22 protein-coding genes and 1 tRNA gene are annotated in these 21,649 nt (G+C 64.9%); 17 read left to right on the top strand and 6 right to left on the bottom strand.

Annotation, left to right across the window (positions count from 1 at the left end; all coding sequences use genetic code 11):
* Window positions 1–283: 283 nt before the first annotated feature.
* From ML401_RS20745 to ML401_RS20705, 9 genes are all read left to right on the top strand, one after another.
* Window positions 284–3,775 carry an indolepyruvate ferredoxin oxidoreductase family protein gene (locus ML401_RS20745; RefSeq protein WP_285806735.1) on the top strand — a complete coding sequence of 1,164 codons (3,492 nt, stop codon included), beginning with the start codon at window positions 284–286 and terminating at the stop codon, window positions 3,773–3,775.
* Window positions 3,776–4,129: 354 nt separating this feature from the next.
* A complete protein-coding gene (locus ML401_RS20740; RefSeq protein ID WP_285806734.1) occupies window positions 4,130–5,287 on the top strand; it encodes a thiolase domain-containing protein in 1,158 nt (385 codons plus the stop codon).
* On the top strand, window positions 5,287–5,676 hold the full coding sequence (locus ML401_RS20735; RefSeq protein WP_063195061.1) for a Zn-ribbon domain-containing OB-fold protein: 390 nt from the start codon (window positions 5,287–5,289) through the stop codon (window positions 5,674–5,676). The genes ML401_RS20740 and ML401_RS20735 overlap by 1 nt, the downstream gene beginning before the upstream one ends.
* Before the next feature lie 251 nt (window positions 5,677–5,927).
* Entirely contained in the window at window positions 5,928–6,788 is an 861-nt protein-coding gene (locus tag ML401_RS20730; protein WP_285806733.1) for a MaoC family dehydratase, read from the top strand.
* A 123-nt stretch (window positions 6,789–6,911) separates the two neighbouring features.
* The gene (locus ML401_RS20725) at window positions 6,912–7,790 is read left to right on the top strand and encodes an SDR family oxidoreductase (RefSeq protein ID WP_194402750.1); all 879 of its coding nucleotides are present in this window, start codon (window positions 6,912–6,914) and stop codon (window positions 7,788–7,790) included.
* A gap of 129 nt (window positions 7,791–7,919) precedes the next feature.
* On the top strand, window positions 7,920–8,873 hold the full coding sequence (locus tag ML401_RS20720) for a dihydrodipicolinate synthase family protein (RefSeq protein ID WP_285806732.1): 954 nt from the start codon (window positions 7,920–7,922) through the stop codon (window positions 8,871–8,873).
* A gap of 4 nt (window positions 8,874–8,877) precedes the next feature.
* Window positions 8,878–9,672: an NUDIX domain-containing protein gene (locus tag ML401_RS20715; RefSeq protein WP_211419214.1), complete on the top strand. Its 795-nt coding sequence runs from the start codon at window positions 8,878–8,880 to the stop codon at window positions 9,670–9,672.
* 81 nt (window positions 9,673–9,753) lie between these two features.
* The gene (locus ML401_RS20710; protein ID WP_285806731.1) at window positions 9,754–10,668 is read left to right on the top strand and encodes a DMT family transporter; all 915 of its coding nucleotides are present in this window, start codon (window positions 9,754–9,756) and stop codon (window positions 10,666–10,668) included.
* 120 nt (window positions 10,669–10,788) lie between these two features.
* Window positions 10,789–13,476 (top strand): PAS domain S-box protein, encoded by a 2,688-nt coding sequence (locus ML401_RS20705; protein WP_285806730.1) that lies wholly within the window; start codon window positions 10,789–10,791, stop codon window positions 13,474–13,476.
* A gap of 87 nt (window positions 13,477–13,563) precedes the next feature.
* Here the strand turns inward: ML401_RS20705 and ML401_RS20700 are convergent, their stop codons facing one another.
* The gene (locus ML401_RS20700; RefSeq protein WP_174719379.1) at window positions 13,564–13,917 is read right to left on the bottom strand and encodes a GrlR family regulatory protein; all 354 of its coding nucleotides are present in this window, start codon (window positions 13,915–13,917) and stop codon (window positions 13,564–13,566) included.
* A gap of 248 nt (window positions 13,918–14,165) precedes the next feature.
* On the opposite strand from ML401_RS20700, the gene ML401_RS20695 reads away from it, so the two are divergent.
* Entirely contained in the window at window positions 14,166–14,666 is a 501-nt protein-coding gene (locus ML401_RS20695) for a hypothetical protein (RefSeq protein WP_285806729.1), read from the top strand.
* A 38-nt stretch (window positions 14,667–14,704) separates the two neighbouring features.
* Here the strand turns inward: ML401_RS20695 and ML401_RS20690 are convergent, their stop codons facing one another.
* Window positions 14,705–15,088, bottom strand: coding sequence for a VOC family protein (locus ML401_RS20690; protein ID WP_194402744.1), 384 nt, complete (start codon window positions 15,086–15,088; stop codon window positions 14,705–14,707).
* 180 nt (window positions 15,089–15,268) lie between these two features.
* Between ML401_RS20690 and ML401_RS20685 the strand changes: the two genes are divergently transcribed.
* From ML401_RS20685 to ML401_RS20675, 3 genes are all read left to right on the top strand, one after another.
* On the top strand, window positions 15,269–15,841 hold the full coding sequence (locus ML401_RS20685) for a hypothetical protein (RefSeq protein ID WP_285806728.1): 573 nt from the start codon (window positions 15,269–15,271) through the stop codon (window positions 15,839–15,841).
* Between the two features lie 172 nt (window positions 15,842–16,013).
* Entirely contained in the window at window positions 16,014–16,508 is a 495-nt protein-coding gene (locus tag ML401_RS20680) for a hypothetical protein (RefSeq protein ID WP_285806727.1), read from the top strand.
* Window positions 16,509–16,657: 149 nt separating this feature from the next.
* Window positions 16,658–16,734, top strand: a tRNA-Arg gene (locus ML401_RS20675).
* Window positions 16,735–16,790: 56 nt separating this feature from the next.
* On the opposite strand, the gene ML401_RS20670 is transcribed toward ML401_RS20675, so the two are convergent.
* The 3 genes from ML401_RS20670 to ML401_RS20660 all read right to left on the bottom strand — a co-directional run bounded on the left by ML401_RS20670 (window position 16,791) and on the right by ML401_RS20660 (window position 18,498).
* Window positions 16,791–17,759: an AraC family transcriptional regulator gene (locus ML401_RS20670; RefSeq protein ID WP_285806726.1), complete on the bottom strand. Its 969-nt coding sequence runs from the start codon at window positions 17,757–17,759 to the stop codon at window positions 16,791–16,793.
* Between the two features lie 145 nt (window positions 17,760–17,904).
* Entirely contained in the window at window positions 17,905–18,039 is a 135-nt protein-coding gene (locus ML401_RS20665; protein ID WP_285812812.1) for a hypothetical protein, read from the bottom strand.
* Window positions 18,040–18,210: 171 nt separating this feature from the next.
* Window positions 18,211–18,498 carry a hypothetical protein gene (locus ML401_RS20660; RefSeq protein ID WP_194402740.1) on the bottom strand — a complete coding sequence of 96 codons (288 nt, stop codon included), beginning with the start codon at window positions 18,496–18,498 and terminating at the stop codon, window positions 18,211–18,213.
* Between the two features lie 234 nt (window positions 18,499–18,732).
* On the opposite strand from ML401_RS20660, the gene ML401_RS20655 reads away from it, so the two are divergent.
* Both ML401_RS20655 and ML401_RS20650 read left to right on the top strand, forming a co-directional pair.
* Window positions 18,733–19,143: a DUF3775 domain-containing protein gene (locus ML401_RS20655; RefSeq protein WP_285806725.1), complete on the top strand. Its 411-nt coding sequence runs from the start codon at window positions 18,733–18,735 to the stop codon at window positions 19,141–19,143.
* 39 nt (window positions 19,144–19,182) lie between these two features.
* Window positions 19,183–19,644 (top strand): host attachment protein, encoded by a 462-nt coding sequence (locus ML401_RS20650; protein ID WP_285806724.1) that lies wholly within the window; start codon window positions 19,183–19,185, stop codon window positions 19,642–19,644.
* Between the two features lie 33 nt (window positions 19,645–19,677).
* Here ML401_RS20650 and ML401_RS20645 read toward each other — a convergent pair whose 3' ends face one another.
* Window positions 19,678–19,941 carry a hypothetical protein gene (locus ML401_RS20645; RefSeq protein WP_194402737.1) on the bottom strand — a complete coding sequence of 88 codons (264 nt, stop codon included), beginning with the start codon at window positions 19,939–19,941 and terminating at the stop codon, window positions 19,678–19,680.
* Window positions 19,942–20,231: 290 nt separating this feature from the next.
* Here ML401_RS20645 and ML401_RS20640 point away from each other — a divergent pair, with 290 nt between their 5' ends.
* Together ML401_RS20640 and ML401_RS20635 are read left to right on the top strand one after the other, a co-directional pair.
* Window positions 20,232–20,678 (top strand): hypothetical protein, encoded by a 447-nt coding sequence (locus tag ML401_RS20640; protein WP_011088070.1) that lies wholly within the window; start codon window positions 20,232–20,234, stop codon window positions 20,676–20,678.
* A 97-nt stretch (window positions 20,679–20,775) separates the two neighbouring features.
* Window positions 20,776–21,648: a DMT family transporter gene (locus ML401_RS20635; protein WP_212068493.1), complete on the top strand. Its 873-nt coding sequence runs from the start codon at window positions 20,776–20,778 to the stop codon at window positions 21,646–21,648.
* Window position 21,649 lies beyond the last annotated feature (1 nt).

Genomic DNA, 21,649 nt, shown 5'->3' with positions numbered 1-21,649 from the left:
TCCTGCGACCAATCGACCGCACCGACGCAAGCGCGCCATCAATTCATTTCGCGATGGCGGGGGTATGGTGACACAAATTGAAAATGGCATGCGTGTTTCAGGCCACGAAATTGCGATTTTTACCCGGGCCTCCCTTTGCTCCAGATTTGTGATGCGGATCGTGAATTATCCGACATAGAGTGGCGAAACTGGTCGGCGCGCCCTAGCTAAAAACAACGGGACGGCAACGGCTTAAGCGACGCGAAGTGACAAAGACCTGAACAGGGCGGCAAAAGAGGACAGCATGGGCATCAACCAGGGTCCGATCAGTCTCGATCAAAAATACACCCAGGAAACCGGACATGTCTTCACCACGGGCATCCAGGCCCTGGTCCGCCTGCCCATGGCCCAGATCCGGCGCGACCGCGCCAGCGGCCTCAACACCGCGGGTTTCATCTCCGGCTATCGCGGCTCGCCGCTGGGCGGCTACGACCAGCAGCTGTTCGCCGCGCGAAAACATCTCGAGCAGTACAACATCAAGTTCCAGCCCGGCGTGAACGAGGACCTCGCGGCGACAGCCGTCTGGGGCTCGCAGCAGCTCAACCTCTCGCCCGGCGCCAAATATGACGGCGTGGTCGGCGTCTGGTACGGCAAGGGCCCTGGCGTCGACCGCTGCGGCGACGTGTTCCGCCACGGCAATGCGGCAGGCTCGGCCAAGAACGGCGGCGTGCTGTGCCTTGCCGGTGACGACCACGGCGCCAAATCCTCGACCGTCCCGCATCAGTCCGACCATGCCTTCATGTCCGCGCTGATGCCGTATCTTTATCCCTCGAGCATCCACGAGATGATCGAGATGGGCCTGCTCGGCATCGCGATGTCGCGCTACTCGGGCTGCTGGGTCGGCATGAAGGTGATCACGGAGACGGTGGAGACCACCGCCGAGATCGACCTCACCGACGAGATGAAGCCGTTCATCATCCCCGCCGATTTCGAGCTGCCACCCGGTGGCCTCAACCTGCGCTGGCCCGACGACCGCTTCGAGCAGGACCGCCGCCTGCAGGACTACAAGGGCTTTGCCGCGATCGCCTTTGCGCGCGCCAACAAGGTCAACCGCGTCACCATGGATTCGCCGAATGCTCGCTTCGGCATCATGGCCTCCGGCAAGAGCTATGAGGACGTGCGCCAGGCGTTGCGCGAACTCGGCATCACCGAGCAGGTGGCGGCCAAGATCGGCCTTCGCCTCTACAAGATCGGCATGCCCTGGCCGCTGGAGCCGGAAGGCGTGCATGAATTCGCGGTCGGCCTGGAGGAGATCTTCATCGTCGAGGAGCGCCGCGAGATCGTCGAGAACCAGGTCAAGCAGGTGCTGTTCAACTGGCGCGACGACGTCCGTCCGCGCATCGTCGGCAAGATGGACGAGCACGACAAGCGCTTCCTGACCTTCGCCGCCGAGCTCAGCGTCGCCTCGCTCGCGACCTCGCTCACCGAGCGACTTCTCAAGCTCGATCTCAACCCTGAGATCGCGGAGATGCTCCGCGTCAAGGCCGACTGGTTCAATGGCCGTCAGGCCTCGCAGATGCAGGCGGTCGCGCCCGTCTCCCGCACGCCTTACTTCTGCTCCGGCTGTCCCCACAACACTTCGACGAAGGTCCCTGAAGGCAGCCGCGCGCTCGCCGGCATCGGCTGCCACTTCATGGCGCTGTGGATGGACCGCTCCACCGAGACCTTCACGCATATGGGCGGCGAGGGCGTGCCTTGGGTCGGCATCGCGCCGTTCACCAACGAGAACCACATTTTTGCGAACCTCGGCGACGGCACCTATTTCCATTCCGGGCTGCTGGCGATCCGGCAGGCAGTCGCCTCCAAGACCAACATCACCTACAAGATCCTCTACAACGACGCCGTGGCCATGACCGGCGGCCAGCGCCATGACGGCGATCTCTCGCCGCAGCAGATCACCTTCCAGCTCCATGCCGAAGGCATTCGCGAGATCTATCTGGTCTCGGAGGCGCCCGACGCCTATCCGGCCGACACCATCGCCCCGGGCGTGAAGCTGTATCACCGCGACGAGCTGCAGAACGTCATGAAGATGTGCCGCGAGTTCAAGGGCACATCGGCGATCGTGTTCGTGCAGACCTGCGCGGCCGAAAAGCGCCGCCGCCGCAAGCGCGGCCTGATGGAGGATCCGGCGCGCCGCGTCATGATCAACCCGGCCGTCTGCGAAGGCTGTGGCGACTGCTCGGTGCAATCGAACTGCATCTCCGTCGAGCCGCTGGAGACCGAGTTCGGCCGCAAGCGCGCCATCAACCAGTCGTCCTGCAACAAGGATTATTCCTGCCTCAAGGGTTTCTGCCCGTCCTTCGTCACCGTGGACGGCGGCAAGCCGCGCCATCGCGCGCCGGCGGAGCTCGCCGATATCGGCGAATTGCCCGAGCCGGCGTCGCGGCCGACGCTCGACAAGCCCTATAACATCGCGGTCGGCGGTGTCGGCGGCACCGGCGTGCTCACCATCGGCGCGCTGCTCGGCATGGCCGCGCATATCGAGGGCAAGGCCTCGATGATCCTCGACATGTCGGGTCTTGCGCAGAAAGGTGGCGCGGTGCTCAGCCATGTCCGCCTGTCCGATCATCCGGCGGAGGTGACGTGCTCGCGCATCGTCACCGGCACGGCCGACCTGGTGCTCGCCGCCGACGAAGTCGTTGCCGTCGCCAAGGACACGATCTCGCTCTGTGACTCCAGCCGCACCCGCGGCGTCATCAACAGCCACGTCATTCCCACCGCCGATTTCGTCCTCAACCGCGACTTCAACTTCCAGACCCGCAAGCTGAACGGGCTCTTGGAGACGGCGCTGCACAAGGACTCCGTCTTCTTCGACTTCACCAAGCCCGCCGAGCAGCTGCTCGGCGATGCCATCGCCACCAACATGATGATGATGGGCTATGCCTATCAGAAGGGACTGTTCCCGCTGTCGGCTGAAGCGATCGAGCAGGCGATCGAGGTCAACGGCGTCTCGATCAAGATGAACAAGGAAGCCTTCCGGCTCGGCCGCCTCGCGGTCGCCGATCCCCGGCGTCTTGCCGACATGCTGAAGGGCACCGAAGAGGTCGTTGCGCCCAAGACGCTGGACGCGATGACGCTGGATGAAGTCATCGAGCATCGCGCCAAGCACCTGACCGCCTATCAGAACAGCCGCCTCGCCAAACGTTATCGCAAGCTGGTCGAGCAAGTTCGCGATGCCGCGGTGAAGGGTGGCTACGGCGATGCGCTGCCGCGCGCGGTCGCCGTGAACTATGCCAAGCTGCTGGCCTACAAGGACGAGTACGAGGTCGCGCGCCTCTACACCGACGGCGCCTTCGAGCAGCAGCTCCGCGACCAGTTTGAGGGCGACTTCAAGTTCAACTTCAATCTTGCCCCGCCAATCCTCGGCGGCGGCCTCGACGCGCTCGGCCGCCCGAAGAAGCGCGCCTTCGGCCCGTGGATGCTGAACGTCTTCCGCGTGCTGGCGAAGTTCAAGTTCCTGCGCGGCACGGCACTCGACATCTTCGGCCGCAGCGCCGATCGCAAGCTCGAGCGCGACCTGATCGCTGGGTACGAGAAGGACGTCGCCACCGTGCTCGGCCTGTTGTCGCCTGTTACGATCGACACCGCCGTCGAGCTGTTGTCGCTGCCCGACCGCATCCGCGGCTACGGTCCGGTGAAGGAGAAGGCCGTGGCGGATGCCAAGGTGCGTTACGCGCAGCTCGCGGCGGATTTGGCGAGCCCGCCGCCGGCCCCGAGGCAGATCGCGGCGGAGTAGGGCGGTCTCGTCGGGCGGATTGGCGAAGCGTAATCCGCCACGACCATAAGGGTCGAGATCGACGTGGCGGGTTACGCCGTTGGCTAAGCCGCTCTACACCGCGTCACCATGATGAGCTCGCAAAGTCGCTTTTCCGCCTTGCGAATTCTCAAGTGGAATCAATCCCCGTTCTACTGTGCATGGGGTTGTTTTCAAGAAATGGGGAAGCCGCAGCCGGTGTGAAGTCGGTCCTGTTCGTCCCACTTGCGCCAACCCGCTGCTCTCTCGCTGGGCGGAATATTTCCGCGCTTGCCAATCCGCCCACCGCGGTTCAGAAAAACGGGGCAATAAGAAACGCGAGCGGAGACTTCTGTTTTGACCATCAAGGGCAAGGCCTACATTGCCGGGATTTTTGAACACCCGACCCGGCATGCGCCGGACAAATCCACCGCCCAGCTCCACGCCGAGGTCGCCAAGGGGGCGATCGAGGATGCCGGGCTCAGCAAGGACGATGTCGACGGCTATTTCTGCGCGGGCGATGCGCCCGGCGGCGCCTGGCCCATGGTCGACTATCTCGGCCTCAACACCAAGAAGCTGCGGCACGTCGATTCCACCGAAACCGGCGGCTGTTCCTACATCATCCATCTCGGCCATGCCGCCGAGGCGATCGCGGCGGGCAAATGCTCGATCGCGCTGATCACGCTGGCCGGCAAGCCGCGCACCGGTGTGATGCCGCCGCGCGCGGCCGGCGCGGAAGCTGATTTCGAGTCGGCTTACGGGGCGACCACGCACAATGCCTACGGCATGTGTGCCATGCGCCACATGCACGACTATGGCACCACCTCGGAGCAGCTCGCCTGGATCAAAGTCGCGGCCTCGCATCACGCGCAATACAATCCGCATGCGATGCTCAAGGACGTCGTGACCGTCGAGGACGTGCTGAACTCGCCGATGATCTCCGACCCTCTGCATCGCATGGATTGCTGCGTCGTCTCCGACGGCGGCGGCGCGCTGATCGTGACGACGCCGGAGATCGCCAAGAGCTTGAAGAAGCCGCTGGTGCGCCTGATCGGCCATGGCGAAGCGATGAAGGGCCCGCGCGGCGGCAAGGATCTCGACCTCACGTACTCCGCCGGAATCTGGTCCGGCCCGCGCGCGTTCGAGGAAGCCGGCATCACGCCGAAGGACATCAAATACGCCTCGATCTATGACAGCTTCACCATCACCGTGCTGATGCAGCTCGAGGACCTCGGGTTCTGCAAGAAAGGCGAGGGCGGCAAGTTCGTCGCCGACGGCAATCTGATCTCGGGCGTCGGCAAGCTGCCGTTCAACACCGACGGCGGTGGCCTCTGCAGCAACCATCCGGTCAACCGCGGCGGCATGACCAAGATCCTCGAGGCTGTACGCCAGCTGCGCGGCGAGGCGCATCCCAAGGTGCAGGTTCCGAATTGCGATCTCGCCATCGCCCACGGCACCGGCGGCCTCTTGGGTGTTCGCCACGCCGCCTCGACGGCCATTCTGGAGCGCGTGTGATGAGCGAGACGAAAAAGTATCCGGCCCCGGTGACCAACCCCGAGACCGCTGCGTTCTGGGACGCGGCGAAAGAGGGCAAATTCATGATCAAGCGCTGCACGGCGTGCGGCGAGGCGCATTACTTCCCGCGCTCGATCTGTCCGTTCTGCTACTCCGACAAGACGGTGTGGGAAGAGGCGTCGGGTGAAGGCACGATCTACACCTACAGCCTGATGCGGAAGTCGCCGACCGGTCCTTACGCCATCGGCTACGTCACGCTGAAGGAGGGGCCGTCGGTGCAGACCAATTTCGTCGACTGCGATCTGACGACGCTGAAGATCGGCCAGAAGGTGAAGGTGGTGTTCAAGCCGACGGACGGCGCCCCGCTGCCGTTCTTCACGGTGGCCTGACTTCTTCCCTTCTCCCCTGTGGGAGAAGGTGGCGTAGGCCGCCTCCGGCGGCCGTTCTGACAAGGACGCCGAAGCGAAGCTTCGGCTTTGGCGTCGGATGAGGGGTATCGCTCCGCGGAAAGACTTTCCCTGCGGAAGCAACCCCTCACCCAAACGAGTTTGCCGCACGGCTCTCGCAGCCCTCTCCCACAAGGGGAGAGGGCACTTCGACTGGCAGCGGCGCATAAGAATCCGGAGAGGAAACCAGAAAAATGTCCGCCCGATACGAAGAGCTCAAATCCCTCAAGAACCTCGGCCAAAAATACGCCTACAGCGATCGCGAGGTGATGCTCTACGCCTACGGCATCGGGCTCGGCGCTGACCCGATGGACGAGAACGAGCTCGCCTTCGTCAACGAGGGCACGTTTACGCCGCGGCCGCTGAAGGTGGTGCCGACTTTTGCCTCCGTCGCGGCGTGGGGCTCGGGCCCGGGCGAGATGAACCTCAACCGCGTCATGGTGGTCGACGGCGAACGCGACATCACCTTCCACCAGCCGCTGCCAGTGGCCGCCAACATCACCGCCGATTCCTCCGTGCTCGAGGTCTACGACAAGGGCAAGGACAAGGGCGTCGTGATCGTGCACCAGACCGTGCTGAAGAACGAGAAGGGCGAGAAGCTGGCAACGCTGGTCGCCTCGCGCTTCGCCCGCGGCGATGGCGGCTTCGGCGGGCCGAACCTGACCCAGCCCGATCCGCACAAGATCCCATCGCGCGAGCCTGACAAGACCATCGACATCACGACGCGCCCCGACCAGGCCCTGGTCTACCGCCTCTGCGGCGACCGCAACCCGCTGCACTCGGATCCCGAGTTCGCCAAGAAGGCCGGCTTCCCGCGCCCGATCCTGCACGGCATGTGCACCTACGGCATCACCTGCCGCGGCGTGCTCCAGACCTATGCCGACTACGACGCCAGCGCCTTCCGCCAGCACGTCGCTCGGTTCTCCTCGCCGGTCTATCCCGGCGAGACCGTGACCATGGACCTCTGGAAGGACGGCAACACGATCTCGTTCGAAGCCAAGGTGAAGGCGAGGGGCGTCACGGTGATCAAGAACGGCAGGACGGTGCTGGGTTAGGGCTCTCTCGTGCCCCGGACGCAGCGCAGCGCTTCTTCAGCGGTGCGCTGCAGAGCCGGGGCCCAGAGTGCCCAGGCGAAGGAAGAGCCGGGACCCGAAAGAAACAAACAGGGAGACGCCACCATGGGACTACTCGACGGCAAGGTTGCGCTGATCACCGGCGCGGGCGGCGGGCTCGGTGAGGCCTACGCAAAGCTGTTCGCGCGGGAAGGGGCCTCGGTCGTGGTCAACGACCTCGGCGGGCCCCGTGACGGCTCCGGCGCCGACACCTCCATGGCGCAGCAGGTCGTGGACGCGATCAAGGCCGAGGGCGGCAAGGCGGTCGCCAACGGCGCCGACATCTCCACCATGGAGGGCGGCCAGTCCGTCTTCGACGACGCCATCAAGCATTTCGGCCGTGCCGACATCCTGGTCAACAATGCCGGCATTTTGCGCGACCAGACCTTTCACAAGGCGTCCGAATCCGACTGGGACAAGGTCATCAAGGTCCACCTGAAGGGCACCTTTTGTTGCACTATGCCGGTGTTTCGCTGGATGCGGGAAAACGGCGGCGGCGTGATCGTCAACACCTCCTCGACCTCAGGCCTGATCGGCAATTTCGGCCAGACCAATTACGGCGCGGCCAAGGGGGGCATCTGGGGCCTGTCCAACGTGCTGGCGATCGAGGGCCGCAAATACAACATCCGGATCTGGACGCTCGCTCCGGGCGCGCTGACCCGCATGACCGCAGACCTGCCCCGCTATAAGGAGAACCCGGGGGCGGCGCTGGGGCCGGACGGCATCGCGCCGGCCGTGCTATACATGGTCAGCGACTTGTCGGGCGACCAGACCGGCAAGGTGCTGGGCGTGTCCGGGCCCCGCGGCGTGCGCGAGATGCGGATGATGGAGATGGAAGGCTGGAAACCGCCGCACACGGGCTGGAAGGCCCAGGACATCGCCGATCATGCCAAGGAGATCTTCTTCTCCGAGGAGCAGATCAAGATGGGCGCGCGACGGTTTTAGCCGTTGTTGTCGTTCCGGGGCGCTTCGATGAAGCGAACCCGGAACCTCGAGATTCTCAGGTGCGCAATTGCGCACCAGGGTTCCGCTCTGCGAGCCGCCCGGCAATGACGAACAAGGGATAATGGACTGATGAAACTCACCGCCGACGCCAAGGGCACTTTCGCAATCGCGCCGACGCCGTTCCACGACGACGGCCGCATCGACGAGCGCTCGATCGACCGCCTGACCGATTTTTACGAGGAGGTCGGCTGCGACGGCGTCACGGTGCTGGGCATCCTCGGCGAGGCCCCCAAGCTCGATGCCGCCGAGGCCGAGCAGGTGGCGTTGCGCTTCGTCAAGCGCGCGAAGAAAATGCAGGTGATCGTCGGCGTCTCCGCGCCGGGCTTTGCCACCATGCGCTCGCTGGCGAAGGCCTCGATGGAGGCGGGCGCGGCGGGCGTCATGATCGCGCCGCCGCCGTCCTTGCGCACCGACGACCAGATCGTCACCTATTTCAAGCAGGCGGCCGAGGCGATCGGCCCGGATGTGCCCTGGGTCCTGCAGGACTATCCGCTGACGCTCTCGGTGGTGTTCACGCCGGCCGTGATCCGCAAGATCGTCATGGACAATCCGAACTGCGTGATGCTCAAGCACGAGGACTGGCCGGGCCTGGAGAAGATCACGACCCTGCGCGGCTTCCAGAAGGACGGCTCGCTCCGTCCGCTTTCGATCCTCTGCGGCAATGGCGGCACCTTCCTGGACTTCGAGATGGAGCGCGGCGCCGACGGCGCCATGACCGGTTACGCCTTCCCGGAGCTTCTGATCGACGTCGTGAATCTCTCCAAGGCCGGCAAGCGCGATGCCGCGCATGATCTGTTCGACGCGCATCTGCCGCTGATCCGCTATGAGCAGCAGCCCGGCGTCGGCCTGACCATCCGCAAATACGTGCTGCAGAAGCGCGGCATCATCGCCTCCAGCGCGCAGCGCAAGCCGGGCGCGACGATCACGGCGACAGCGAAGGCGGAGGTCGAGTACCTCTTGTCGCGTGTTGCCCGGGTCGACAAGCGCGCCAATCTCGGCCCGCAATCCAGCGCCGCGGGCTAGTCGCATGGCCGAAGCATCAGCATCACGCCCGGCCTCGACGATCCTCCTGCTGCGCGACGGCGAGAAGGACATCGAAATCTTCATGATGGTCCGCCATCATCAGATCGAGTTCAACTCGGGCGCGCTGGTGTTTCCCGGCGGCAGCGTCGATGCCGGCGACAAGGAGATCGTCGCCCGCGCCGACCTTTATTCCGGCGGTGAGGGTCTCAGCGAAGCAGACCGCGGTTTTCGTATCGCCGCGATCCGCGAGACGTTCGAGGAGAGCGGCATTCTGCTGGCGCGCGCGAAAGACACGGGCGCGCCTGTCGATGCCCGGCGTGCCGGCGAGATCGCCGATGCGCATCGCGTCGCGCTCAACGAGCACAAGGTCAGCTTCCTCAGTATATTGGCTGACAACAACCTCCAACTGGCGCTCGACACGCTGGTGCCTTACGCGCACTGGATCACGCCGGAGGGCATGCCAAAGCGTTTCGACACCTGGTTCTTCCTCGCCGCCGCGCCGCCCGACCAGCTCGGAGCCCATGACGGTAGGGAGTCCACCGACTCGATCTGGCTGTCAGCGCGCGAGGCGGTGGAGGGCGGCGAGAGCGGCCGCTTCAAGCTGCCGTTCCCGACCACGCGCAATCTGATCCGGCTCGCCAAGCAGCCGAACGTGAGCGCTGCACTCGACCATGCCCGCGGCATGTCGATCGTTACGGTAATGCCGGTCATGACCAAGACCGAAACCGGCCGCCAGCTCCGCATCCCCCGCGAGGCCGGCTATGACGGCGAGGTGTTCGAGGTCGGGGCGCTCGGCTAATACACTTCGACAAGCAACGAAGTATTTTCGCCTGCGGGCGCGCTAGGTTCCGTCCATCGTGGAATGGACGGGACGCACCGAATGGACAACCGGCAGGACACCAACATCGCGGTCGAGCTGGCGCTCCTGTTGGCGCTCGCAACGCTCTGGGGCGGCTCCTACACCTTCATCAAGCTCGGCGTTGCCACCATCCCGCCGATCACGCTGATCGCGGCGCGAACCACGATCGCGGGCCTGCTGCTCCTCCTCGTCATGTGGGTGCGCGGCATCAAGATGCCGACGGATGCCGCGACCTGGCGGCGCTTCGCCTTCCAGGCCGTGCTCAACAGCGTGATTCCCTGGACGTTGATCGCCTGGGGCGAGCGCCATGTCGACGCAGCGCTCGCCACCATCCTCAACTCGGCCGGACCGATCTTCACCTTCCTGCTCACGGCCGTCGTCACCCGCCACGAGGCGACGAGCCCGCGGAAACTGTTCGGCGTGGTCGCCGGAATGGCCGGGATCCTGCTGATCGTCGGCGTCGACGCCTTTCACGACATCGGCAGCGGCCTCCTCGCGGAGGCCGCCATCGTCGCCGCCACCATCTGCTACGCCTGCGCCGCGATCTTCGGCCGCAGCTTCAAGGGCCTCGATCCGATGGCGCCGGCCGCCGGCTCGCTGCTGGCCGGGGCCGCGGTCCTGCTTCCGGCCTCGCTCGCGGTCGAGCAGCCCTGGACGCTGTCGCCGTCGCTGAGCTCCGTGCTGGCGTTGCTTGCGCTCGCATTGTTCTCGACCGCCGCGGCCTTCGTGATCTACTTCCGCCTGATCCAGACCCTGGGCTCGGTCGGCACCACCGCGCAGGCCTATCTCCGGGTGCCCATCGGCGTCGCCATCAGCGTCGCCTTCCTCGGCGAGAACCTGAGTCGGACCGCCTGGGTGGGGCTGGCCTGCGTGGTCCTCGGCGTCGCCGCCATGACCATTCCGGCCCGGCGGCTGGCGAGCGTCAAACCGTCCTAGGCCGGGGAAGAGGGCTCCGGGACCGCGATATTTGGGATAAACGGCGCCCGGAGGCATGTTCCCCCCGGGCGGCAATACGTCGTATATTGGACCCCCAGTAGCCCGGTCCTCTCATCACCAATGTCCGCCGAATTGACGCCGATCCCTGAGAAAAAGCGTACCTTCTCGCTCTCCATCGGCCAGCTCACCTTCGGCAGCTTCCTGCTCGTGCTGGCGGTGATCATCGTCACCTCGACCGCGAGCGTGATCGCGATCCGGCACATCGACTCGACCTTCGCCGAGCTGCAGCGGCTCCAGAGCGTCGGCGACCTCGCCGAGGACATCGATCGCCGCATGAACGAATTGCGCCTCGCCGCGCGCGACTTCGTCACCGATCCCGGCGCCGGCATCCAGTTCAAGCAGGTGGGTGAGGCGGCCTCGACCCTCAGCGACATCCTGAAGAAGACCCGCATCGAGCTCGCGCCCGAGCAGCAGGACATGATCGACGGGGTCACGGAACGCCTCGCGACCTACCGGACCGGCCTCGAGCGGATCTCGACCCTGATCGACCGCCGCGCCCAGCTGCTCGCCGGCCTGCCGCCGCTGCGCGACCGGTTCGATGTCGCCGTCTCCGGCACGGCCGACCGTGAGCTCGCCTCGCGCCTGTCGGAGGCGCAGAGCCGCATCGCGCTCGGGTTGCTTGCCCGCAACCCGTCCGCGGCGGAGCAGGCCGCCCAGAGCATGCGGGCACTGAACATCGCCGATGCCAGGCTGAGCTCGGCGGTGAACGATTATGCCGAGGCCATCATGGCGGTGGCCGTGCGCGAGCGGCAGATTGCCGACATCGACCGCGAGGTGCTGGGAACCGAGGGCCGGCTGATCGGCCGCGTCACCGAATTGCTGCGCGAAGTCAGCGACCGGCGCGGCCACGTGCTGTCGCGCGACTTTGCCCGGACGCTGACGGAGGCGCGCTGGCAGAGCATCGTGCTCGGCACCATCGGCGTCCTGATCGGCATCGGGGCTGCCCTGTTCGTTGTGCGCAGGACGGTCCGTCCGCTCGCCCAGATCGCACGCTCGATCCGCGCGCTCGCTGCCGGCCGCAAGGACACCTCCATTCCGTCCGCCGACCTCGACAACGAGATCGGCGACATCGCACGTGCCGCCGAAGTGTTCCGCCGCGCGCTGGAGGAGGCCGACACGGCACGCGAGGCGGCGGTGCGCGCGCTGACCGAGCAGCGCCTCGCCGAAGAGAGCTACCGCAAACTGTTCGAGGGCTCGATCGACGGCATCTACGTGACGACGCCGGCCGGCGATCTGCTCAACGCCAATCCCGCGCTCGCGCGGATGATGGGCTACGACAGCCCGCAGCAACTCATCGCCAGCATCAGCGACATCGCCCACACTATCTACGTCCATCCCGACGCGCGCGTCGAATACCAGCGGCTGATGGCGCGCGACGGCATGGTACGGGAGTTCGAGTATCAGGTGCGCCAGCGCAGCGGCGACATCCTGTGGCTCTCCGACAGCGCCACCGGCGTGCGGGACGAAGCGGGCCACATCGTCCGCTACGAGGGCACGCTGCGCGACATCACCGACCAGAAGCGGGCGGAAGACGCCATTGCCGAAGGCCGGCGCCTGCTCCAGCAGGTCATCGACACCGTGCCGGCGGTGATCAACGTCAAGGACCGCGACCTGCGCTACGTGCTGATGAACCGCTACATGGCGGGCATCTTCGGCATCGAGCCCGGCGACGCGCTCGGCCGCACCACGGCGGACCTGATGTCGCGCTATGGCGCGGCCAAGACCGACGAGAACGACAAGCGCGTGCTCAGCATCCGCAAGGGGCTCGGTTTCTACGAGGAGGAGTACAAGGACGCCTCCGGCAACATGCGGCAATGGCTGGTCAACAAGCTGCCGCTGCTCGATGCCGAGGGCGAGATCGAACGGATCGTCACCGTCGCGCTCGACATCGGCGAGCGCAAGCGCGGCGAGCAGGAGATGCGCAAGGCCAAGGAAGCCGCCGAGACGGCGCTGCGCAATCTGCGCGAGACGCAGGCCTCGCTGATCGAGGCCGAGAAGCTCGCCGCGCTCGGGCGCCTCGTTGCTGGCGTCGCGCACGAGGTCAACAATCCCGTCGGCATCAGCCTCACGGTCGCATCCGCGCTGGAGCGCAAGACCGCGATCTTCACCGCTGAGGTCGAGCGCGGCGAGCTCCGCCGCTCCACGCTCAACGATTTCCTCAGCACCAGCCGCGATGCGTCCGCGCAGCTCGTCTCCAACCTCAACCGCGCGGCCGAGCTGATCCAGTCGTTCAAGCAGGTCGCGGCCGACCGCAACTATTCGGACCAGCGCATGTTCGATCTCGGCGACCTCACCGAGCAGGTGGTGATGAGCCTGCGGCCGGGCCTGCGCAAGCACAACCTCACGCTCAATGTCGAGTGCCAGCCTGATCTGACCATGAACAGCTATCCTGGCCCGTACGGCCAGGTGCTGACCAATCTGTTTCTCAACTCGGTGGCGCACGCCTTCCCGGACGGCCGGCCGGGCACGATCGACATCCAGGTGCGGGAGTCCGGCAAGGACAATGTCGAGATCATCTTCTCCGACAACGGCTGCGGCATGTCGCTCGACGTCCGCCGCCGAGCCTTCGATCCGTTCTTCACGACGCGGCGCGACCAGGGCGGCACAGGCCTCGGCCTGCACATCGTCTACAGCATCGTCACCAACCGGCTCGGCGGGCGGCTCGATCTCGATTCCGAACCGGGCAGTGGCACGCGCATCCAGATCATCCTGCCGCGCGTGGCGCCGCTCGAGCAGGCTGCGGAATAGCTTCTGTTGTCCAAGCATGATCTCCGCTCAAACGCGTTCCGCGTTCGTCGCGAGGCAAAACCGCAGCACAGTTTTCCGGATGATGCTCTAATCGGCCTCGGCGAGCTTGTGCAGCGTTGCGCCGAAAATCAGGCTGGCCTTGCCGACCAGTGCCGTGCCCGTCATCTCCGCACGGGTATCAGTGTAGGTCCCGCTGACACCGATGCCGACCGGAGCGGGGCCGCCGAACAGCGGATTGTCGTCGCCCCGCGGCGAGGTGTGCCGTTGCACCAAGACCTCGCCTTTGAAGGTGGTGTCGTCCTTCACCACGTAGCTGCCGGTGTAATAGAGGTAGGCATCGCCGCCAAGAATCTTGCCGTCGCGAAAAAGAATCACGCCGCTGCCCTTGCCGACTCGACCATCGAGCAGGGTCACGTGAATCGAATAGAGGCCGTTCTTCATAACGTCCCGCAGTCGGCCGCCAATCGCCCAATGGCGCAACCGGTCCGGCTTTTATGCCAAAGCGTGTCGCCTGGCGCAACGCGGCAGTTTGCCGGCCGGCCGCCGCCGCGAGCCGTATTTGTCCCGGCTTGTGGGTGACGCCCTCATGACGGCCTGATGATGGGGCGAGGCCGGTCGTTGCGAATCAGGTTTGGCCCGCGAAATGCATAACATTTGTTGCACTGGCCGCGGGGTGCTGGAGCAAGACGATGAGCAACTGGATCGATTCCGGCGGCGATGAGCCGCGTCTGTACAGTGCGCGTCCCACCAATTGCAAAAGCGAACGACGGCGCTCCGGCAGCGCAACACGCTGGCGAAGCACGACAGCAAGGCTGGCTTGCGTTTTGGCCTTGATTGCGCTCGCCGCCCCCATCGGCCATGCGCGCGATCGCGGCCAGTTCGCCAACACCAATGCGGATCTGAAATCCTGGTTCGACGGCCTGCGCAGCGGAAAGGGGCCGTGCTGCTCCGATGCCGACGGTTCGGCGCTCTCCGATACCGACTGGGACAGCAAGGACGGACACTATCGTGTCCGCCTCCCGCGCTATGCCTCCGGCCTCGAAGGGCAGCCGCAGGAGCTCGTCTGGGTCGACGTTCCCACGGAGGCCGTGATCTCCGAGCCGAACCGGGTGGGGCGCACCATGGTCTGGCCGATCTACGGCTATATGGGCGTCTCCATCCGCTGCTTCATGCCCGGCAGCATGACCTAGCCACGCCGCCGGCAACTCGTCGGGTCCGGCGCGCGGCGTCAGGTATATTTCTGGTCGCGCTCGAGCAGCTCGATCGAGATGCCTTCGGGGCCGCGGATGAAGCAGATGCGCACGCCGGGCCGGATCGTGGTCGGCTCGCGCGTGAAGGTGACGCCCTTGGCCTTGATCTCGGCCGCGACGGCATCGATGTCCTTCACCGTCAACCCGAAATGGTCGAGGCCCTGATGCGGGTGCGGAGGCGGCGGGTTGACCGCGCCGTCGCCCTCGAGCGGCGCGATGAAGATCCTGGCACCGCCAAGGTTCACGTCGATGCGTCCTGGCGCGCGCACGATCTCGCCACCGAGGATGTCCCGCAACCAGGCTGCGGTCGCCTCCGGATCGGGGCTGCGCAGATGGACGTGATCCCAAGTGACGACTGGCATTTCGATGTCTCCCGATGGTCGTTCGCGATGTTGCAGCGCATGTTAGCGGCCGTGATCGGTGATCGCCACCGTCCTCGCCGATTCGCAACTGTGCGGGAACCTTATGTCGTCTTCCCGATTTAAGTAAGCAGTGGCCTATTCCGTCGTTCGACGAGGTTCGGCCGCGATCGGTGTGTAACCATGAACGCCAGACTCGATCGGATCGGATTGAGGCGCTTTGCCGGGACCGGCGAGCGGCTGGCGCGGGCCGTCACGATCGCCAGCGTCTCATTTGGCCGCAGCCTTTTGTGGCTGCTGGCTGCCATCATCGTCGGCTGCGGCGTCTGGATGCTGCTGCCTCTGTCCAAAGGCAACAGCGCTGAGCAGGTGACGTCCGAGGTGGCCGCCGTCGAGGCAGCGCCTTCGAGCGATCCTGCAGCGTCCGCGTCCCCGGCGTCCGAAGCTCAGGTCCCGGCTCTGGCAGATCTTGGTCGTCTCAGGATCTCGTCCCAAACCTGGCGCCGCGGCGGTCTTGGCTCAAAAGCCCTGGTGACGTTCACGCTGCGAAACGACAATGACTATGCCGTAAAGGATGTCGAGATCGTCTGCGCCTTTGCGCGGCGGGATGGCAGCCATCTCACCGATCGCAATCGCGTGCTGGCAGATCAGGTCAGCATGAAGAGCCGCAAGACCTTTGCGCGGATTCCCGTCGGCTTCGTCAACGTAAATGCCGATCAGGCGAAATGTTCTCTGGTTGCGGCGAGCCGCGCGTAGAGGCGGCATGTTCCGGTAGCGGAAAAGTTACCCTCCGCGGCACTCCGCGACCCCTTGGCCAAAAAACCTCGCGTCGCCATTTGAACCGAACGGCTGGGCCAGGAACCAATTAAGAGATCGCCTGTTGAGGGCGGAGAGCCCACGCGGGGATGCGGGGGGCGGAGCTCGGCCAATGCCCATCTTTCGATATTTCGTCTTTGTCGGTGGAGCTTTGCTCGCACTGCTGTTCGCAGCGAACTTCGCTCTGCCATCGCAGCCGGTCGCCCAGGCCGTCGCCACGGTCAGCAATGATCAGCCGTTGATCCGGATCCGCTCCGACCGCCATCTGCCCGAGCGTGTCGTGCTCGACACCACCCAGCCTACGATTGTCCCGCCTGCGATGAAGACCGCGGCCGTCGTCGCGCCTCAGCCCGCCGATACCGCCTCGGCGGCTGCGCTCGCCGAGATGTCGGCCAAGGCGCGGGTGCGCGAGACCTTCGCCCAGTTCACACCGGAACCGAAGGCCGACGCTGCCGCGGGGAAGAAGGACGCCAAGCCGCAGGTTCAGGCGCAAGCCCAGCCGCCGAAGCGCAAGACCGCCAGGGCGCATTCGGTGCCGCAACAGCAGGACCGGCCGATGATGGTGGCGCAGCGCCCGCAGTTCGGCTTCTTCGGCAACACCTGGTAGGAACGGCCGCGCCCCGCCTGGAAACAAGGCGGGGAGGGCTTTTTATTGGTGAGCCTCTCTGCTAATTCCACCCCATCCGAACGCCCGTCGGCGCGCTTGCTTGCCAGCCGTCCTGCGGTGTTTCTCGGTTCTGGTCAAACGAGGCCAGGGCGCTCGTAGCTCAGCTGGATAGAGCATCGGATTTCGATTCCGAGGGTCGGAGGTTCGAATCCTTCCGAGCGCGCCAGTCTTTCCCCGCGTTCCAGATCTGTTCCGAACCGGCGCTGGGCCGGGAGGGCCGCGTCAGTCAGCCTGACGGAGATTGCCTTGCCGCCCGCGGGCGAGCGTGTCGGAGGGGGTCTCGTGGAACGTCGCGCGGTAGGCCGCGGCAAATTCACCGAGATGATGGAAGCCTTGGGCGCGCGCGCAGGTGGCGACGGTGGCGCCGCCACCCCTGAGGAGGCGGGCGCGGGTCGCCCACAGCCTCTTGAGGCGGATGTACTGATGCAGGCTCATGCCCCGCACCTTGCTCACCGCGCCGCCGAGCGTCCGGATCGAGACGCCGAACTCGCCGGCGAGATCGGCGGTATAGATCGGCGCGGTCGGATGGGCCGCTACGTAATCGTCGATCCGCTGCACAAGCTTGATCGAACGCTCGCCCTGGAGCGAGGCAGCGCGATCCGGCGTCGAATTGTTCTGAAACAAATCGTCGAGCGCGAGCAGCAGGCCTTCCTGGAGATGGGCCGCCACCTCGGTGGTCCCAAACAGGAGAGGCTGCACTGAGGCGGTTCGCAGGATGTCGAGCAGGAGTTGCCGCGTGTGGAGCAGGGCAGGCCGGTTGGCACCATGGGCCCGCAAATCGTCGGCGTGATCGAACCAGCCCCGGTCCTTCAGCTCGGGCGAGAAGATGATCATTGCATAATGATTGGTTTGCGGCTCGACGAAATGGCATTCGTCGTTGCCGCAGAGCGTAACGAAGAAGCGCGCATCGAGGTCCAGGCCCTTGAGGTTGACCTGCAGGTCGTCGGTCATGGACAGGATCACCATCCCGCCCGGCACCCGATAGGCGGTGTCCAGGATGCGCGCGAACGATCTCATCATGATGATGCGGCACGCGGGCAGAGAGACGACGGCGCGGGCTGCCGCGAAGTTCGAGACGTCGAGCGGGATGCTTCTGGCATCCTCCATCGTCTCGACCGGCCGAAACGCATCGACATTGGCAAAGCCGATCAGCTGAAGCGCTGAGGATGGAACGAGGGCGTCGAACAACATGATCTGGCCGGCTGCTGAAATGTGACAATCAAATGAACGTCGATGCATCGCCATCAATGGCGAAACATCGCGTTCCAGTAAATCGAATTCCAGGCCGTAGTATTGCGGACATCATGCCATGATGCCTGTCTGATCAATGTCACCGTCAACGTTCTCGGCTCATCGGCTTTCCGGACGCGAGGTCGATGAAATGCAGCCGGGTGCAGGCGGGACAGGCAAAGGACGAAAGGCTCCGTCCCTCCTGGCTCTGCTGCTTCTCCAGATGCGTCTGCACGTTCATGCCCGTCTGCGGGCATCGAAAAACGATCAGCTCGACCATTCCCGTAGAATGACGGTGCGGGCGGTTTTCAGCTTTGATCTAGATCAGTTTTGGAATCGCTCCAGACCGGGCGACGACCGTGCGAGACGTGATCTCGCAAAAGCGAAGGGGCCCCGAGGGCCCCTTCAGATGTTACCAGCGGCGATAGCCGCGATAGCCGTAATAACGTGGACCGTAATAGCGCGGCGCATAATACCGCGGGCCGTAATACGGCCGCGGACCGTAATACCCATAATAGTTTGGGCGCCACCAGCAGCGTCCCCAGGCATCGCAGACCATGCGGACCTGCTCGACGCCGGAGACCTGCGACGTCGCAGGCGCGGGCGCGATGGGCATGGCGGACGCCGCCGGCGACGCCGCCAGGGTACCCAACACGGCACCAGAGAGGGCTGCGGCGACGAGGCCGATCTTGAGAGTCATGATGTCTTCCTCCGCTTACGCAAGACAGGATATCGAAGTTGTTCTGATCAAATTGTGGCGGAGCGGAAATGTAATGCTGATGAACAGATCTTCAGCGAATTCGCCCGGCGAGCCGGCGTAGGCCGCATCACCAGGCCGTAGACCTTGATCCTGCGCAATTCGCAACTCTGCCTCGGCTCATAGTGTTGTTGCGTGGCAGCAGCATGGTGCGTGCTGCCGGGCAAGGTGAACTCGATGCGAGTCATTCCAAATCTGTCGATCTCGCCGGAGAAAGTCTTCTTCGTCATCTCGAAATCGCGCCGGTCCGACGTCGAGGCGGCCGGAGGTGGCGTCATCCTGGAGTTCGGCGACGACGACATGAGCTATGGCCGCGGCGGGCGCGGCGACACCACCGACCGTGCGGAGCTCGCGGGCTTCATCCGCGATCTCAATGTCGACGAGCAGATCGACCTCGTGGCGCTGACCTGGCTTGGTCGCGGCGACGGTGATCTCTCCAATTGGCGCGAATTGCATACCCAGGCGGCGCAGGCCCACAACCAGCGCACCGCTTCCTACCTGATCGGCACGCCAATGCTCGCCGATTATCTGGAGGAGGCGATGGTGCAGTTCGGCAAGTCCTTCGAGGAATTCGAAGAGCATCTCTGATGCCGGACGCGGCGTCCGTAAGTTTCAAGGAGAGTTGCAATGGATAAAATGAGAATAGACAAGGGCGATTGGCTGGTGGTGTGCGACGGGCGCAAGGCGCTGATTCTGGAAAACCTCGGCGACGAGATGTTTCCTAACCTTCACACCAAGGAGGTGCACGAGCAGCCCAATCCCTCGACCAGTGCGCAGGGGACCGATGCGCCGGGGCGCCTGCATGCCGCGGCCGGCGGCGTCCGCAGCTCCGCCGAGCAGACCGATTGGCACGACGAGGCCGAGCGCACCTTCCTGCGAAACCTGGCGGGCCGGCTCGATGCCGCCGTCAGTTCCGGCGAGACCACGGCGCTGACCATGGTGGCCTCACCGCGCGCGCTCGGCATGATCCGCGCCGATTATTCGGACGTCGTGCGCAAGGCGATCCAGGATGAGGTCGGCAAGGATCTCGTCAAGCTGCCGGTCTACGAGATCGAGAAGCAATTGCTGCTGTCGGGGGCCGCCAAATAGGGGCGTCCCGACATTGGCCGGCGCCGGCGTCCCTCAGTAGCAGGGGTGCCGGCGGCGGTCCTGGCCGACATAGGCGGCCGCGCTCTGGTAGCAATGGTTGGTCGAGGGCCCGTCGTAAAAGGCGAATGTGCCGGGGGTGATGCCGGGCCCGTAATTGTGGATATAGCTGATCGGGTAGGGCAGCGGGTTGGCGTAGGCGCGGTAGTGCCGGTGATGGCCCCGCGCCTCGGCCAGGCCAGGGGCTAGAATGGCGGCCGACAGGGCAGCAATTGCGGCGACTAGCGTCAACTTGCTCATCTCGTTTCTCCCGACCCGCACGAATAGGTCCGTCATCTATAGCCATTTCGAACCGCCAGGGCACCCGTCCGACCACCGGAAATCGGGGCTGATCCCGCAGATTCCCGGGCCGGTGTGACAGAATTGCCGGGTATGGCCGCCAAGCCTGCCCATTTTTGGCCTTTTCGGGATGCTTAACGAATTCCCCACACAAGTATGACCAAAGACTATTCGGTTAAGAATCCTGTCGCCGGCCCTCGGGGCTCCTTCGAGGCCGGTACATTCCTGAAGGCTTTCGCCGTCACCTCGCCATGCGCATCACGCTTCTGAGCCTGCTGTTGCTCTGCCTCGCCGCCGCCACGCCGGCGCGGGCCGAGCTGCATATCACCCGCGACCATGGCGGCTATGTCGAGGAATACAAGGCCAAGTACAAGCGCGTCCGCGAGAAGGGCGAGCGCGTCATCATCGACGGCATCTGCAATTCGGCCTGCACGCTGGTGCTCGGCATCGTGCCGATGAACAAGATCTGCGTGACACCGCGCGCAAGCCTTGGTTTCCATCAGGCCTATTACGACAAGGCCTTCACCTTCGGCATCAAGGTCACCAGCTCCGAGGGGACGTCCGACCTGATGTCCTACTACCCCGACACGGTGAAGGACTGGATCCGTCGCAATGGCGGGCTCACCACCGACATGAAAAAGATCAAGAACGGCGTCGAGCTCTGGAAGATCATCGACCCCTGTCCGGAAGAGTGGTGAGCCGCTAGGCTGAGCCGCCACCGTCCGTCGCAGCGCAGCATCATCAGGACCAAATTCGCATTGCCGCATGGCCCCCGCTGGGGCAATGAGGGCGGCAATGAACCATAATCAAGAAGCCCTGACCGCCCGCGCCGCGCCGATCCTGTTCGTCCTGCTCTGGAGCACGGGCTTCATCGGCACCAAATACGTCGTCAACAACGCCGATCCCTTGACCTATCTCGCCATCCGCATGGCGATCGTGGTCGGCTTGATGGCGATCATCGCCGGCCTCGCGCGGCCGAAATGGCCCGATCGCGCCGGCATTGCGCACAGCGCGGTCGCCGGCATCCTGGTCCATGGCTTTTATCTCGGCGGCACCGCGATCGCGATCGCGCATTCGATTCCCGCCGGGCTCTCCGCGCTGATCCCCGGCCTCCAGCCGATCCTGACCTCGACGATTGCCAATCGCTGGCTCGGCGAGCGGGTGACGCCGATGCAATGGGCCGGGCTCGTCCTCGGCCTCGGCGGCGTGGTGATGATCCTGCACAACCGTCCCATGACGGGGGAGGCCGGGCTGGGCTGGCTCGCCTCGGTGGTTTCGCTGATCAGCATCACGCTCGGCACGCTCTATCAGCGCCGCTACTGCAACCAGATCGACTGGCGCGCCGGCAATCTCGTGCAATATGTCGCCGTCACCATTTTCTTCGCGATCGGGGCCTTTCTGTTCGAAGACCGCGTGGTGCACTGGACGCAGGAGTTCGTGCTCGCGCTCGCCTGGCTCGCGGTGGCGCTCTCGATCGGATCGATCGGGCTGCTCTATTGGCTGATCCGCCACGCCGCGGCGACTTCGGTCGCGAGCCTGTTCTATCTGGTGCCTGCCGTGACGGCGCTGATGGCCTACATGCTGTTCGGCGAGAAGCTCGATGCGCTGGCGATCGCCGGCATGGCGATGTGCGCCGCTGCGGTGTTCGTGGTCAACCGGCGCGTCTAGC

The organism is Bradyrhizobium sp. 62B (assembly GCF_030272265.2).
In the GTDB taxonomy this organism is placed as follows: Bacteria; Pseudomonadota; Alphaproteobacteria; order Rhizobiales; family Xanthobacteraceae; genus Bradyrhizobium.
The sequence above is the reverse complement of the archived record's forward strand: the minus strand, read 5'-3'. Positions and strand labels throughout refer to the sequence as shown.

Excerpts from the sequence above, each read along its gene's own strand:
- ML401_RS20745 (WP_285806735.1), top strand. The coding sequence starts at position 284 with ATGGGCATCAACCAGGGTCCGATCAGTCTCGATCAAAAATACACCCAG.
- ML401_RS20735 (WP_063195061.1), top strand. The coding sequence starts at position 5,287 with ATGAGCGAGACGAAAAAGTATCCGGCCCCGGTGACCAACCCCGAGACC.
- ML401_RS20730 (WP_285806733.1), top strand. The coding sequence starts at position 5,928 with ATGTCCGCCCGATACGAAGAGCTCAAATCCCTCAAGAACCTCGGCCAA.
- ML401_RS20725 (WP_194402750.1), top strand. The coding sequence starts at position 6,912 with ATGGGACTACTCGACGGCAAGGTTGCGCTGATCACCGGCGCGGGCGGC.
- ML401_RS20720 (WP_285806732.1), top strand. The coding sequence starts at position 7,920 with ATGAAACTCACCGCCGACGCCAAGGGCACTTTCGCAATCGCGCCGACG.
- ML401_RS20715 (WP_211419214.1), top strand. The coding sequence starts at position 8,878 with ATGGCCGAAGCATCAGCATCACGCCCGGCCTCGACGATCCTCCTGCTG.
- ML401_RS20710 (WP_285806731.1), top strand. The coding sequence starts at position 9,754 with ATGGACAACCGGCAGGACACCAACATCGCGGTCGAGCTGGCGCTCCTG.
- ML401_RS20705 (WP_285806730.1), top strand. The coding sequence starts at position 10,789 with ATGTCCGCCGAATTGACGCCGATCCCTGAGAAAAAGCGTACCTTCTCG.
- ML401_RS20700 (WP_174719379.1), bottom strand. The coding sequence starts at position 13,917 with ATGAAGAACGGCCTCTATTCGATTCACGTGACCCTGCTCGATGGTCGA.
- ML401_RS20695 (WP_285806729.1), top strand. The coding sequence starts at position 14,166 with ATGAGCAACTGGATCGATTCCGGCGGCGATGAGCCGCGTCTGTACAGT.
- ML401_RS20690 (WP_194402744.1), bottom strand. The coding sequence starts at position 15,088 with ATGCCAGTCGTCACTTGGGATCACGTCCATCTGCGCAGCCCCGATCCG.
- ML401_RS20685 (WP_285806728.1), top strand. The coding sequence starts at position 15,269 with ATGAACGCCAGACTCGATCGGATCGGATTGAGGCGCTTTGCCGGGACC.
- ML401_RS20680 (WP_285806727.1), top strand. The coding sequence starts at position 16,014 with ATGCCCATCTTTCGATATTTCGTCTTTGTCGGTGGAGCTTTGCTCGCA.
- ML401_RS20670 (WP_285806726.1), bottom strand. The coding sequence starts at position 17,759 with ATGTTGTTCGACGCCCTCGTTCCATCCTCAGCGCTTCAGCTGATCGGC.
- ML401_RS20665 (WP_285812812.1), bottom strand. The coding sequence starts at position 18,039 with ATGAACGTGCAGACGCATCTGGAGAAGCAGCAGAGCCAGGAGGGACGG.
- ML401_RS20660 (WP_194402740.1), bottom strand. The coding sequence starts at position 18,498 with ATGACTCTCAAGATCGGCCTCGTCGCCGCAGCCCTCTCTGGTGCCGTG.
- ML401_RS20655 (WP_285806725.1), top strand. The coding sequence starts at position 18,733 with ATGCGAGTCATTCCAAATCTGTCGATCTCGCCGGAGAAAGTCTTCTTC.
- ML401_RS20650 (WP_285806724.1), top strand. The coding sequence starts at position 19,183 with ATGGATAAAATGAGAATAGACAAGGGCGATTGGCTGGTGGTGTGCGAC.
- ML401_RS20645 (WP_194402737.1), bottom strand. The coding sequence starts at position 19,941 with ATGAGCAAGTTGACGCTAGTCGCCGCAATTGCTGCCCTGTCGGCCGCC.
- ML401_RS20640 (WP_011088070.1), top strand. The coding sequence starts at position 20,232 with ATGCGCATCACGCTTCTGAGCCTGCTGTTGCTCTGCCTCGCCGCCGCC.
- ML401_RS20635 (WP_212068493.1), top strand. The coding sequence starts at position 20,776 with ATGAACCATAATCAAGAAGCCCTGACCGCCCGCGCCGCGCCGATCCTG.